Source organism: Brachybacterium squillarum M-6-3, assembly GCF_000225825.1.
Taxonomy (GTDB): Bacteria; Actinomycetota; Actinomycetes; order Actinomycetales; family Dermabacteraceae; genus Brachybacterium; species Brachybacterium squillarum.
In genome coordinates this window covers 1,017,362-1,030,158 of record NZ_AGBX01000001.1, presented here as the reverse complement: position 1 = coordinate 1,030,158, position 12,797 = coordinate 1,017,362, and the positions used below count along the sequence as shown (strand labels likewise).

Here is a 12,797-nt window from a genome sequence, read left to right as displayed (position 1 = left end):
CGGCGTCACCGCAGGGTCCGGACCAGCTCGAGCACCGCCTCCAGGCTGGCGCAGCCGCGCGCGGCGGCGGCCTCGGCGTCCTCCCGGCGCACCTGGGAGGCGGCGGCCAGCACCCGCGGCGGCAGGGAGAACAGGTCGTCGTGGCGCAGGTCGAAGCCGGTCTCCCAGCCCACCGAGCCCAGCAGCGGGGCGAACTTGCGGGAATAGGCCAGCGGGATCGTCGGCACCCCGACGGAGAGGGCGTTGAGGCAGGCGTGCATGCGGGAGGCGATCACCAGGTTCGCCCCGGCGATGGCGCCGCGGACCGAGTCCAGGTCGGTGGGGACGATGATCTCGAGGTCCTCCCCGAGCTCCTCACGCAGCGCCCGCACCGCGGGCACGTCGTTGTCGGGGTTGTCGGACTCGAGCACGTGGGCCAGCAGCGCCACCTCGCGGCCCTCGGCGCGCAGGCCCTGGACGGTCTCGCGGATCGCGCGGCGGTAGCCGGCGGCGTCGACGTGGGGGTTCTCGGTCCACAGCAGGCCGGAGACGTTCACCAGCACGTCCCGGTCGGGGCCGGGCTCGGGCGGGTCGATCGCGAAGACCAGGTCGGCGGCGGTGAGGTCGGGGGCGCGGCCCAGCTCGGTCGCGGCCTCCGCGCTGCGGGGGTCGCGGGCGATGACCAGGGCCGAGCGGCGCAGGGTGCGGCGGGCCAGGGCGCGGCCGCGGCGGGTCGCGAAGGGGCCGATGGTCTGCGGGGCCATCACCACGGGGGTGCCGGCCTCCACGGTGAACTCGTGGACCAGGCTCATCGTGAGGTGGCGGGGCACGCCGTAGATGTCGGCGAAGCTGTCGCCAGAGCGGGTGTCCCAGGCCAGGTCGAAGCCGGCCAGGTACTCCTGCATCCCGAAGCGTCCCTGCACGCGCTCGCGCAGCAGGGAGCGGGGCAGGCCGAAGGGGATCTCGCGGGGGCGGCTGCCGTAGTCGGCATAGACGAACTCGGCGTCCGGGTGGGCGCGGCGCAGCAGGTCCCGGGAGCCGCGGGCCAGGGCCGCCACCCCGAGGTTCACGGAGGCCTCCGCCGCCCAGAGGATCAGGATGCGCGGGGGCGTGCCCGCCGGGGTGGTGCTGCCGGTCATGACTCTCGTTCCGGGGTCTCCGCTGCGCCCCGGTCGTTCCGGGCGATCGGGACATAATAGACATTCACTGCATCCCCGTCGTCCGCCGTGACGGGGCGCAGGGGCTCCCCGGTGACGGCCGCCACGATGCGCGACCGGTAGCGCGCGGGGGCGTGCCGGTCGCGGGCCTCCTCCCGGCTCCGGTCGAGCTCGGCGCCCAGCTCCGACCAGCGGGTACGCACCTCGGCGAGGGCGGCGGCGATCGCGGCGGCGTCATCGGCGGGGACCACGCGGGTGGTGGCGTAGCCGCTCGCCGCCTCCAGCAGTCCGGGCCGGTCGCTGAGGACCACGGGCCGCCGTGCCAGCACCCCTTCCAGGGCAGTGTTCCCGAAGGACTCGTCCCCTCGGGAGGGCACCACCAGCACGTCGGCGGCGGCGAGGGCGGGCCACACGTCCGGGTCGAAGCCCAGCAGATCGACGGGCACACCCGAGGCCTCGGCCTGGGCGCGTAGCTCCCGCTCGAACCACTCGTAGCCGGGGAAGACGGCCCCGAGGATCCGCACCCGCACCGGAATGCCCTCCTCCTGCAGCCGGGCGGCGGCCTCGATCACCAGGTCGGGGCCCTTGCGCGGGGAGAGCCGGCCGACGTACAGCACCCGCAGCTCGGCCTCGATCTCCGGGCGGGGTGGCGGCGGCTCGTCCGGGGAGGCGACGCCGTTGTGGATCACCTCGGCCCGGCGCGCGAGCCGGGGCAGGGCGGAGGCCAGCGTGCGTCGGGCGACCTCGCTGTTGACGGCCACTCCGGTGGCGGCGAGGTGCGGCAGGTACAGCCCGGTGCGGACCACGCGGGGGGCGGAGGATTCCGCCTCGTGCACGTGGGTGATCGCGCGGGCGCCGGCCAGTCGCGCCAGCAGGGGCCACTGCGGCAGGGTGATGGTGGAGACGTAGACGGCGTCGGGTCGATGGCGCCTAAGCAGGCGCCAACCGGCGACCCCGCCGCGCACCGCAAGGGAGAGCAGTCGCGGCCAACCACGGGGCTTCAGCAGGGACTTGCGGAGCACCAGGACCGGGGCGACGGTGACCCGCGCCCCGACAGCCTCCAGCTCGGCCACCAGCGGCCCGCCCTCGGGCAGCAGCACCTCAACAGGGTGACCGGCGCCGGTGAGGCCGGTGACGGTCTCGAGCATCATCCGGTCCGAGCCGAACATCTCGCCGCCGGGGTGCACCACCAGGACGGTGCGGGGGCGGCCGCTCACCCGGGCCACTCCTCGACCCGGCGTCGGGCGCGGCGGGCGCGCGGGTGCACGCTCTCCCCGGCCGCGAGGCGGCGCGCGAGGTCCTCGTAGGCGGTGGCGACGTCCTCCCAGCGGAAGGCCTCACGGGCCCGGTCGCGGTGGCGGGCGCCGCGGCGGGCGGTGACCTCCGCGTCGGCCTCGGCCTCGTGCAGGGCGGCCGGCAGGTCCTCGGCCCCGGTGAAGAACCAGGCGTCCCCGTCGAGGGTCTCCCGGTTGAAGCCGACGTCGTAGGAGATCACCGGGGTGCCGGCGCCCATGGCCCGCAGCAGCGAGGGGTTGGTGCCGCCCACCGAGTGGCCGTGCACGTAGGTGGCCGCGTGGGTGTAGAGGGCGTCCAGCACATCCTGGTCGTAGACGGCACCGAGCAGGCGGATCCGCTGGTCGGTCTCGGCGGCGCGCTGGATGGCCTGGGTGTAGCCGGCGCTGTAGGGAGCGGAGCCGACGACCACCAGCGGCAGTCGGGCGTCGCTGCGGTGGTACCCCTCGACGATCTCGCGCACGTGGTTCTCGGGCTCGAAGCGGGCGACGACCACGTGGTAGCGGCCCGCCTCCAGGCCCAGCTCGACGAGCGGGGCGGCGGCGACGTCCTCGAGGATCGGGGCGCCGTAACGGATCAGCTCGGTCGGCACGTCGAACTGGTGGCGGTAGTAGTCCGCGATGCCGGGGGCGTCGGCGATCAGGGCGTCAGCGGTGCGCACGCCGTGCTCCTCGGCGCGGAGGTAGTAGGCCTGGCCGCGCGGCCCCCACTTGGAACGGCGCCACTCCAGGCCGTCCATGTGCAGGGCGACGGGCACCCGGCGGGCGCGGAGCACCCCCAGCAAGGGCGAGTTGGCGGCATTGAAGACGAAGGCGGCGTCGGGACGGTGCCGCGTGACCAGGTGCAGCGCGGACAGGCCGGTGTGGCTCAGGGTCTCGAGCTGCTTCTGGTGCAGCGCGGGCAGGTGCACGACGCGCATCCCGAGGTGCTCGCGGACGCGCTGCTCGGCGCGGCGGGAGTACACGGTCACCCGGTGCCCGCGCTCCACGAGGCGCCTGCCCACCTCCTCGACCGCGGTCTCGAATCCCCCGTAGGCGGCGGGGACGCCGCGGGTGCCGACCATCGCGATCTCCAGCAGGCCGGAGCGTGATCCTCGGACCGGACGGGCGGGAGGGGCGGCGACGGGGCGCCGGGGCGCCACGTCCTGGACGGGTCTGGTGGTCATCACTGCGCGTACTACTCCTCGGCCAGCCCAGGACGCTCCCGGTCACTCTTCCGGTCCGGACAACTGTCGTAGATCGGACATTCAGGGTACGCTACCCGCGATTCATCCGTTGTTCCGAATCCGTCGATCTGCGGCCCGTCTCACGGGTCGGTCCCGGTCTCTGCCGGGCGTCGACCGGGAGTCCTCACGGATGTCACGGCCTCGGGCACCCGACGGGGCCGAACATCGAGACCCGGAGGGGGACCCCGGATGCGTATCGGCTACGCCGCGGGCGCCTACGACCTGTTCCACATCGGCCACCTGCGCCTGCTCCAGCACGCCAAGGAGCAGTGCGACCATCTGGTCGCGGGCGTGGTCAGCGACGAGATGCTGCGCGAGGTCAAGGGCGTCGAGTCCGTGATCCCCACGGTCGAGCGGGCCGAGATCGTGGCCGGGGTGCGCGTGGTGGACCAGGTGCACGTGGAGACCACCCCCTCGAAGATGGACGCCTGGCGCGCGGTGGGCTTCACGCATTTCTTCAAGGGTGACGACTGGCGCGGCACCGAGAAGGGCCGCCGCCTGGAGGAGCAGTTCGCCGAGGTCGGGGTGGAGGTCGTCTACTTCCCGTACACCGCGCACACCTCCTCGACGAAGCTGCGCCGGGCCCTGGACGCGCTCACCGCGCCGCCCCTGGACCCGACGGCGCTGCGCCTGAGCTGACCTGCGGGAGGGTCGGCTCAGCGGGGCGGGTGGATCCGCTCCCCCGCCCGCATCAGCACCAGGCCCTCGCCGTAGCGCTCCAGCAGCTGGACGGCCAGGCGCTCCGCCTCCCGCGGGGCGATCTGGGTCGCCACCCACAGCGGCTCCTCGGCGTCCAGGGCGACGGGGCGGGCGCGGGCGGCGTGGTCCAGACCGCCGGAGCGGCTGACCACCCCGTCGAAGAGGGCGCGGGACGCCCCGTCGCGCTCGGCGAGCAGGTGCGCCACCTCACGCACCACGCGGGCGGCGGGCATCGTCGTCCCGCGCAGCCGCGGCGGGGAGTCCTCGCCCAGCAGCCGGTAGTCCGCGGTCGCGACGACCTGGTCCCGCAGCCGTTCGTGCCGGGCCCGCAGCTGCTCTTCGCGGTGCTCGCCCCGGCCGATGCCGGCGGTCGCGACGATGTAGTCCTCCCCGAAGCGGGCCAGCAGCTCGTCGTCCAGCCGTCGCACCCGGGTGACCTCGGTGGCGGTGTCCATGTGGCGGCGCACGGCCAGGCCGTCGACCCCGTCCAGCGCCGCGGCGAGCCCTTCGACGGTGTCGATCCCGGCGGCACGCACCAGCTCCAACCCGAAGCCCATCCCGCGGTCGCTGCCGGCGGTGTCGCGGGGATAGCGCTGGGCGAGGAGGGCGGCGAGGCGCCGCTCGGTCAGCGCGGTCGCCTCGTCGCGCGAAGGGTCGTCCCCCGGCATCCCCTCCGGCTCCCGGCCACCGGTGGTCTCTTCCTCGTCGTGCACCTCGTCGCGCGGCGGCGTCGCCACGGCGAGCGGCTCACGGCGTCGCCAGAGCTCGGCGGGGTCGGCGGCGGGCAGGAAGCCGAACGCCTCGGCCATGGCGGCGGCCTCGGGCAGGCCGTGGGCCAGGCGGGCCGGTTCGTGGGCGTCACTGCCGAGGCTCACGGCGCGGCCGCCCTCCTGCCGCCACCAGTCCACCAGCCAGGGCCACAGCCGCCGGGTGTTCAGCTCCAGGGCGCGGCCGCTCGCGGCGAGCGCTCGCAGCGCCACCCGGAACTCCTCCTCGAACTCCCGGGGATCCACCGGCCCGACCCCCTCCTCCGGCCAGTACCGCAGCGCGTAGTCCAGATGGGTGACCACCGCGAAGGGGGCGTCGCTCGCCACCATCGCAGGGATCTCGGCCAGGTAGGCCCGGACCACCTCGCCCGGCACGTGCCGGCGGAAGGCGGTGTTCGGCTCGCAGCGCACGTCTCCGTCCGGGATCGTGTGCAGGGAGCCCAGCACCCGGTCGAAGCGGTCAAGGCCCAGCCAGGGGGCGGCACCGGCCAGGTGGCGGTGGGGCTGGCCGACCTCGAGACCGGTGCCGATGCGCAGGCCGGGGAACAGTGCCCGGCAGCGCTCCACCTCCGCGAGGTAGCCCTCGACGTCGAAGGCCGGCGTCCGCACCAGTCCGTCGTCGCCCACCAGGGGCTTCGCGTGGTCCTCCATGTCCTCCGGGGCGGTCCACCAGTCCGGGTCGAGATCCAGGTGCTCGGTGAAGAACAGGGCGGGCAGGCCGATCCGCACGGCACGGGCGCAGGTGGCCTCCATACGTCCGGCGGCGAGCGCGGGCCCGCCGGTGTCCCAGGAGAACTGGCTGTGCACGTGCGAGTCGGCGGGCAGGCTCATGCGGCGAGCCTCTCACGGGCACCGCGCCGGGCGACCCCGTCCCCCGAACGCACTCAGGTGGCATGTCGCCTGCGATATGCACGCGACATGCCACCTGAGTGCGTCGGATGGACAGGCCCGTCGATGCCGGGCCCGGGCCGGGTCAGTTCGCGTTGAGGTGCTGCTGGAGCGCCTTCACGGTGGAGTAGGAGGTGCGGAAGTCCCAGACCCCGTTGTTGCCCTGCCCGATCGCGGCGCGCAGCTTGCGGGTGGTCTCGGCGCCGATCTTGCCGTCCTGCTCGGCACCGATCTTCTTCTGCAGGGCCTTGATGTCGCTGCTGGACAGCGAGCCGTCCTGGCTGACGCCGATCCAGCCCTGCAGCGCGCGCGTGGTGTTCGGGCCGAACTTGCCATCGACCACCAGGTCTGCGCTGCTCGAGGAGCTCGAGGAGGAGTCGGAGGAGCTCGCGCCGCCGGTGGAGACGCTCTGCCCACCCTCGTTGAGGAACTGCTGCAGGGCCTTGACGGTGGAGTAGTTCGAGCGGAAGTCCCAGGCGCCGTTGCTGGACAGCCCCATCGCGGCGCGCAGCTTGCGGGTGGTCTCGGAGCCGATTTTGCCGTCCGCGCTCGCCCCGACCTTGGACTGCAGGGCCTTGATGTCGCCGCTGGACAGCGAGCCGTCCTGGCTGACGCCGATCCAGCCCTGCAGAGCGCGGGTGGTGTTCGGGCCGAACTTGCCGTCGACGGCGAGGGCGCCGGAGCTGCTGGAGGAGGAATCCCCGGAGGAGGAGCTGTTGGAGGAGCCGTCCGGCGTCGCATTCCTGTCGGCGCCGCCGTTGGCCTTGGTGAGGCCGGCCCGGGCGCCGCAGGTGGGCCAGGCGCCGGGCCCCTGGGCGGCGAGGGTGCGCTGGGCGATGGCGATCTGCTCGGCCTTGCTGGCCTTGTTCGCGGTGGAGGCGTACTCCTCGCCGCCGAAGGCGTCCCAGGTGCGGTCGGAGAACTGCAGGCCGCCGTAGTAGCCGTTGCCGGTGTTGATCGACCAGTTGCCGCCGGACTCGCACTGCGCGACCTCGTCCCAGACGGAGGTGTCGGCGGTGGCGACGCCGGCGCCACCCAGGCCGAGGCCGGTGGCGATCACGGCGCCACCGGTGGCGGCGGCGAGCTTCGGGGCTATGCGAGCGCCGCGGAAGTAGACGGGGGCACCCTCGGCGCGATGCGACGGCTGACGGGTGGAGGTCATCGGGGCTCCTGAGGAGGTCGGAGAACGGGGGAAGCGGGGAAGGGGCACCGCCGTCGGGCCGACCGGGATCCCGCTCGCCCCGGGAGGTGCCCGTGACCTGCGAAGTCCTGCGATCCTGCGGCGAAGCCCCTCCACCGTGCCCGGCCCGGGGACCCGGGAAAACCCTTGCTGACCAAGCCCGACCCTCGGCTTTGCCAACTTTTTGCCGAGACGCGCGGGAGTGTCGGCTGGCGGGTCGCGCAAAGGAGGCGTATTGAACCTTGGGACGCCGGCGCGCGCTCCTCGTCGCCGGGACGCGGGGGCGAGTGCGCCCCTCGGGCGGTCGTGACCGTGGTTGGCTGTGCGCGTGCCCCTCTCGTCGCCCGGTCTCCTCGCTGAGCTGGGACCCCTGCTGCCCGGCCCGAGGGCCTCGTCCCCCGGGTGCCCGTGCACCGCCTGTCCAGGCCGCCCCGCGCGGAAGGGGAGCCGAGCGGGGACGGCTGGTGCGAGGCCTCCTTCAGGGTGCCGGACACCTGGCGCGCCACCGACGGATTCCTCGAGCACCACGGCGAGGGGATCCGCCCTGGTGGGAGCACGGCCTGAAGGGTAGCGCCGCGCGCACGGCGCCCGCGACCGGGGCTGCCGCAGGGCACGGCGCCTCCCGGGCGGCCGGGAGGCGCTCGGTGCTCGTGGTGGCGGAGGCCACCTGGCGCGACGACACGGCGAGCAAGGCGGCCGGGTGGGCACTCCGGGCGATCCAGATCGCCGTGGTCGCCACGTACTTCTGCTCGGTGCTGGCGAAGATCGGCTACTCGGGGTCGCTGGCCGCCTGGGGCAACAGCGCGATCCTCACCTGGGCGGTGATCCGACGAGGCAACGGCCCGGCCCGCTGGATGGTGGAGCACACGCCGTGGGTGTTCGTGCCGGCGCAGTGGGCGGGCCTGCTGATGGAGCTGTGCTCCCCGGTGGTGCTGTTCCTGCGCGGACGGGCGCTTCACCTGGCGGTGCTGGTGCTGCTGCGCATCCTTTTCCTGCCCACGGTGGTGTGCTGGGCGGCGTTCCTGCCCGTCGAGCGGCTGCGGGAGCTGCCGCAGCGGTGGCGGGAGCGCCGTGCCGTCACAGGCTCGCCGAGGCCGCCTTCTCCCGGGCGCGGTCCGCGATGGACACGCCCATCGCGGCCAGCGTGAGCGCCATGATGCTCGCGACGGCGATGGTGAAGGCTTCCAGCCAGGGGGTGCCGGACTCGGTGAGGGAGAAGATGATGCCGGGGATCATCGCGGTGCCGACGGCGGCGCCGGTGCGCTGACCGAGCTGCAGGATGCCGCCCGCCACCCCGCCGTAGCGGGGGTCCACGGAGTTCAGGGTGAGGGTCTGGTTGGGGGCGATGGTCATGCCCTGGCTGACGCCCATCAGGGTCAGCGGCACGGCGAGCAGCCAGAAGGGGATCCAGCCGGACTCCACGGGCCCCGCCAGCAGGGCGGTGCCGAGCAGCCCGGTGAAGGCCACCGCGAAGCCGTAGATCACCATCCGGCGGCCCATGCCCAGCACCCGGGAGCCGGCGATCTGGGAGCTGATCGCGGCGGCCACCGAGGAGGGCAGCCCCAGCAGGGAGGCCTCGAAGGCGCTGTGGCCGAGGTGCATCTGCAGGTACAGCGGCACGATGATCCAGACGCTGGTGGCGCCCAGGAAGTACACCGAGACGATGAGGATGCCGTTACGGAAGGGCCGGTTGGTGAAGATGGCGGGGTCGACCATCGGGGGCCGGCCGCGCTCCTTGTAGCTCTGCTCCCACACCCACCACAGGCCCAGCATCGCCAGGCCCACGGGGAAGCTCAGCCAGACCAGGGTGCTCACGCCGCGCTCGAGGAAGGGCAGCATCACGCCGAGGATCGCGAGGGTCAGCAGGAGGGTGCCGACGGGGTCCAGATCGGGGCGACGCCCCTTCCCGGGCACCCGGTGGCGGCGGTCGTCGGGGATGATCCGCAGCGCCGCGACGATGGCGACCACGCCGATCGGCACGTTCATCAGGAACATCCAGCGCCAGCCGGCGTCGGCGCCGAGGACCTGGATCAGCGCGCCGCCGATGACGGGGCCGACGGCGGTGGCCACGGCGACGGTGGTGGCGAGCATGGCGAAGGCCCGTGCCCGGTCCTGGCCGCGGAAGTGCTGTTGGATGAGGGCGACGGTCTGCGGATTCAGCAGGCCGGAGCCGAGGCCCTGCAGGATGCGGGAGAGGTTCAGCAGCTCGACGTTCGGGGCCAGTCCGCTGGCCAGGGAACCGAGGGTGAACAGGGCGACGCCGATGAGGAACATGCGGCGGCGGCCGGTGGCGTCGCCCGCGCGGCCGGCGGGCACCAGCACGATGCCGAAGGCGAGGGCGTAGCCGGAGATCACCCACTGCAGGCCGCCGCTGTCGGCGGCGAGGGCCTCCCCGATCGCGGCGAGCGCCACGTTGATGACGCTGACGGCGACGAGCGCCATGAACAGCGGGGCGAGGAGGACGGCGAGCAGGGCCTTGCGACGCACCGGCGGCTGCGGCGCGGGGGGATCGGGGGTCACTGACCCAGCGTATGCCCACCCCGGGGCGGGGTGCCGGGGTGGGCAGGGGCGCTGTGTGAGGCGCGGATCAGCCCCGCGGCGGCAGCGGGGGGCTCTGGTACCCGGTGGGGCCGACGGGTCCGGAGGGGGACTTCGGGCCGCCCGGCTGCTGGGGGCCTCCGAAGCCGCCGGAGGGCGGGCCGTCCTGCCCGCGGGCGTCGTCGCGGTAGGGCCCCGGGGCGATCGTGTACGAGGTGCGCTGGCCCAGCACCGGCGGGGCGGTCTGGACCTGCCGGGCGGGGGGACGGCCCTGGTAGTCGGCTCCGGGGAAGCGGCCCCACTGGTCGGCGGTGCCCGCGGGGCGGGCGGCGTCGGCCGCGCCGAGCATGGCCAGGGCCTGCTGCGGGGTCGGGTAGCGGGAGGAGAACACGGATCCCGGGGGCAGCGGCGAGGTGAACAGCGCCCCGCTGGGGCGGATCCACAGCGAGCCCGGCTTGGTGCGGTCGCGGAGGGCGTGGGCGCGCCAGGTGGGGACCGGGTGGGAGGACTGCACGTTGACCCAGTGCACGAAGAAGCTGGGGTCGGTGGCGGCGCGGTCGGCCAGCTCGTGGAAGTTCACGTCGGCGTTGAGGTACTTGCCGCCGGTGAGCACCGCGACGGTGCCGGGGGCGCCCGCCGGGCAGAAGGTGTAGCCGAAGTTGTCGGCCGTGTACTCCTGGGAGCGGGAGAAGGCGGGGCCCAGCAGCGGGATCGTGCTGATCACGGTGGTGAACACGAGGCGGAAGTAGGAGACGTGACCGGCGGCCAGGTGACCCACCTCGTGGCCGATCACGAAGCGCAGCGCCTCGGGGTCGCGGGCGGAGCCGCCGATCTCGAACATGTCGGAGGTGACCACCACGGTGCGGCGGAAGCCGTGGCCGGAGGCGAAGGCGTTGATGGTGCCGTTGCCCAGCTCGACGTAGGCGTCGGGCACCTTGCGCAGGCCGTAGTGCTGGGCGGCCTCGGCCACCATGCGGTAGCCCTCGGGGAACTGGGAGGGGCTCATGCGCACGGAGGTGGCCCGCGAGCGGGCGTAGCCCATCGCGCGGATCCACCAGTAGATCAGGGGCGCCAGCGGCAGCAGCACGATGAGCTGCGCGACGAAGGGGAGGCCGGAGGCGACGGTCATCACCTGCCCGGCGGCCGCGGCGCCGTTGTTGATCCAGCGCAGCAGGAGCACCAGCAGGAAGGTGAACCAGCCGATGTAGCCGAGGATGGTGGTCGCGATGCCGACGCCCAGCAGCGGCAGCTCCCAGGGGTGGCGGATGGCCTTCTGGCCAAGGATGCCGTGGGTGGTGGCGCCGTTGATCAGATTCGGCTGCTCGTTCTGCGGGGCCGGGCCGGGGGCCGCCGAGCCGGGGCCGGGACCGAGAGGCGGGGAGCCGGGGCCGCCGCCGGAGGGCGGGTTGCCGGAGCCGCCGCCGTACGGGGGCTGCGGGGGGCCAGAGGGGGGCTGGGTCATGTGCGTGCTCCTTCACCCGGACGGTCCGGTGCCGACCTGCGTGAACCCTAACCCCGCGGACCCCGTCGCCGGTGGTGAGGACCGTCCTGGGGGACGGTCGTCAGCGCCTGGTCAGCGCATCATCCGCCGCAGCAGGGCGGCGCGCAGGCCCCGCAGCGGCGGGTGGGCGACCCGCAGGGTGTCCGGGCGCAGCGGCTTGCGGATCACCGGCTTGGCGTGGGTGAAGGCCTCCAGCCCGGCCCGGCCGTGGTACTGCCCCATGCCGGATTCGCCGACGCCGCCGAAGGGCATGGTCGGGGAGCCGACGTGCGCGAGGGTCAGGTTGATGGCGAGGGAGCCCGAGGAGGTCAGCTCGGTGAAGGCCTCCTCCACCTCCGTGCGCCGGGTGTAGACGTAGGCGGTCAGCGGTTTCTCCCCGGCGCGGACCCGCTCGACGGCCTCCGCGGGTCCGGCGACCTCCAGCAGCGGCAGCACCGGGCCGAAGATCTCCTCCTGCATCACCGCGTCCTCCCAGCCCACGCCCGTCATCAGGGTGGGCGGCAGGTAACGGGCCCCGCGGTCGGCGGTCTCCAGGCCTCCGAGCAGCACCTTCTCCTCGTCGATCAGTCCGGCCACGCGGTCGAAGTGTCGGGCGGCGACGATGCGGCCGTAGTCGCGGGAGCGGGAGGGGTCTGCGCCGTACATGCGGCGGATCTCCCGGCGCAGCAGCGGCAGCAGGCGGGAGAGGGTGCGCGGGGTCGCCATCAGGTAGTCCGGGGCCACGCAGGTCTGCCCCGCGTTGGTGAACTTCCCCCAGACGATGCCGCGGGCCGCGACCTCCAGGTCGGCGCCCTCGTCGACGAAGACCGGGGACTTCCCGCCCAGCTCGAGCACGGTGGGGGTGAGGTTCTCGGCCGCGGCGCGGGCGACGATCCGGCCGACGGTCGCGTTGCCGGTGTAGAGGATCAGGTCGAACCGCTGGGCCAGCAGCGCCGTAGTCTCCTCGACCCCGCCCTCGACGACCCGCACCCAGGCGGGGTCGAGGTGCTCGGCGACCAGCGAGGCGATCGCGGCGGAGGTGGCGGGGGCGACCTCGCTGGGCTTCAGGACCACGGTGTTGCCGCCGGCGATGGCGGCGACCACTGGTGCCAGGGCCAGGTTCAGCGGGTAGTTCCAGGGGGAGATCACCAGGGTCACGCCGAGCGGTTCGCGATGGATCTCGCCGCGCGAGGGGGCGAGCATCACGCCCGGGGAGAAGCGCTCGGGCCGCAGCCAGGAGCGCAGCTTCCGACGGTGGTGCCCGATCTCCTGCTGCACCACGCCGAGCTCGGTGAGCTGGGCCTCCGCGGCGGACTTGCCGAGGTCCGTGTCCAGGGCCTCCAGCAGCGCGCCGCGGTGGGCGCGCAGGCCCTCCGAGAGGGCTTTCAGCTGCGCGAGGCGGGCGGCGACCGGCCGGGTGGTGCCGGCCTCGAAGGTGGCGCGCAGCTCCCCGACCAGGGCGGCGATGTCGTCCGCGGTGGGACGGGTGGCGCGGACGGCGGGGGCGGGGGGCTCCGGGCTGCTCATCCCCCCACGATAGGGCGGTCGGCGGCGACGTGCCGCCGGCCTCCGTCGACAACTAGGCTGGCGG

General features: G+C 74.1%; 10 protein-coding genes. 2 read left to right on the top strand and 8 right to left on the bottom strand.

Translation table 11 applies throughout. The features are described from left to right. Positions 1-5: 5 nt before the first annotated feature. From OM98_RS04570 to OM98_RS04560, 3 genes are read right to left on the bottom strand one after another with little or no spacing between them, the layout of a single operon-like run. Entirely contained in the window at positions 6-1,118 is a 1,113-nt protein-coding gene (locus OM98_RS04570) for a polysaccharide pyruvyl transferase family protein (RefSeq protein WP_010533406.1), read from the bottom strand. Beyond that, positions 1,115-2,353, bottom strand: coding sequence for a glycosyltransferase (locus tag OM98_RS04565; protein ID WP_010533405.1), 1,239 nt, complete (start codon positions 2,351-2,353; stop codon positions 1,115-1,117). Before OM98_RS04565 ends, OM98_RS04570 begins: the two co-directional genes overlap by 4 nt. Continuing rightward, a complete protein-coding gene (locus OM98_RS04560; protein WP_010533404.1) occupies positions 2,350-3,594 on the bottom strand; it encodes a DUF1972 domain-containing protein in 1,245 nt (414 codons plus the stop codon). Before OM98_RS04560 ends, OM98_RS04565 begins: the two co-directional genes overlap by 4 nt. Before the next feature lie 249 nt (positions 3,595-3,843). Between OM98_RS04560 and OM98_RS04555 the strand changes: the two genes are divergently transcribed. Further along, the gene (locus tag OM98_RS04555) at positions 3,844-4,293 is read left to right on the top strand and encodes an FAD synthase family protein (RefSeq protein WP_010533403.1); all 450 of its coding nucleotides are present in this window, start codon (positions 3,844-3,846) and stop codon (positions 4,291-4,293) included. A 17-nt stretch (positions 4,294-4,310) separates the two neighbouring features. Here OM98_RS04555 and OM98_RS15975 read toward each other — a convergent pair whose 3' ends face one another. Together OM98_RS15975 and OM98_RS04545 are read right to left on the bottom strand one after the other, a co-directional pair. Further along, positions 4,311-5,951 (bottom strand): PHP domain-containing protein, encoded by a 1,641-nt coding sequence (locus tag OM98_RS15975; RefSeq protein WP_010533402.1) that lies wholly within the window; start codon positions 5,949-5,951, stop codon positions 4,311-4,313. 142 nt (positions 5,952-6,093) lie between these two features. Next, entirely contained in the window at positions 6,094-7,170 is a 1,077-nt protein-coding gene (locus OM98_RS04545) for a transglycosylase family protein (protein ID WP_010533401.1), read from the bottom strand. 662 nt (positions 7,171-7,832) lie between these two features. Between OM98_RS04545 and OM98_RS04540 the strand changes: the two genes are divergently transcribed. Then, positions 7,833-8,336, top strand: a complete 504-nt coding sequence (locus OM98_RS04540) for a hypothetical protein (protein ID WP_010533400.1) — start codon at positions 7,833-7,835, stop codon at positions 8,334-8,336. On the opposite strand, the gene OM98_RS04535 is transcribed toward OM98_RS04540, so the two are convergent. From OM98_RS04535 to OM98_RS04525, 3 genes are all read right to left on the bottom strand, one after another. Continuing rightward, positions 8,266-9,708 (bottom strand): MFS transporter, encoded by a 1,443-nt coding sequence (locus OM98_RS04535; protein WP_010533399.1) that lies wholly within the window; start codon positions 9,706-9,708, stop codon positions 8,266-8,268. The two genes, OM98_RS04540 and OM98_RS04535, sit on opposite strands and share 71 nt — an antisense overlap. Positions 9,709-9,775: 67 nt before the next feature. Continuing rightward, positions 9,776-11,188, bottom strand: a complete 1,413-nt coding sequence (locus OM98_RS04530) for a M48 family metallopeptidase (RefSeq protein ID WP_010533398.1) — start codon at positions 11,186-11,188, stop codon at positions 9,776-9,778. A gap of 111 nt (positions 11,189-11,299) precedes the next feature. Next, on the bottom strand, positions 11,300-12,733 hold the full coding sequence (locus OM98_RS04525) for an aldehyde dehydrogenase family protein (RefSeq protein WP_010533397.1): 1,434 nt from the start codon (positions 12,731-12,733) through the stop codon (positions 11,300-11,302). Positions 12,734-12,797 lie beyond the last annotated feature (64 nt).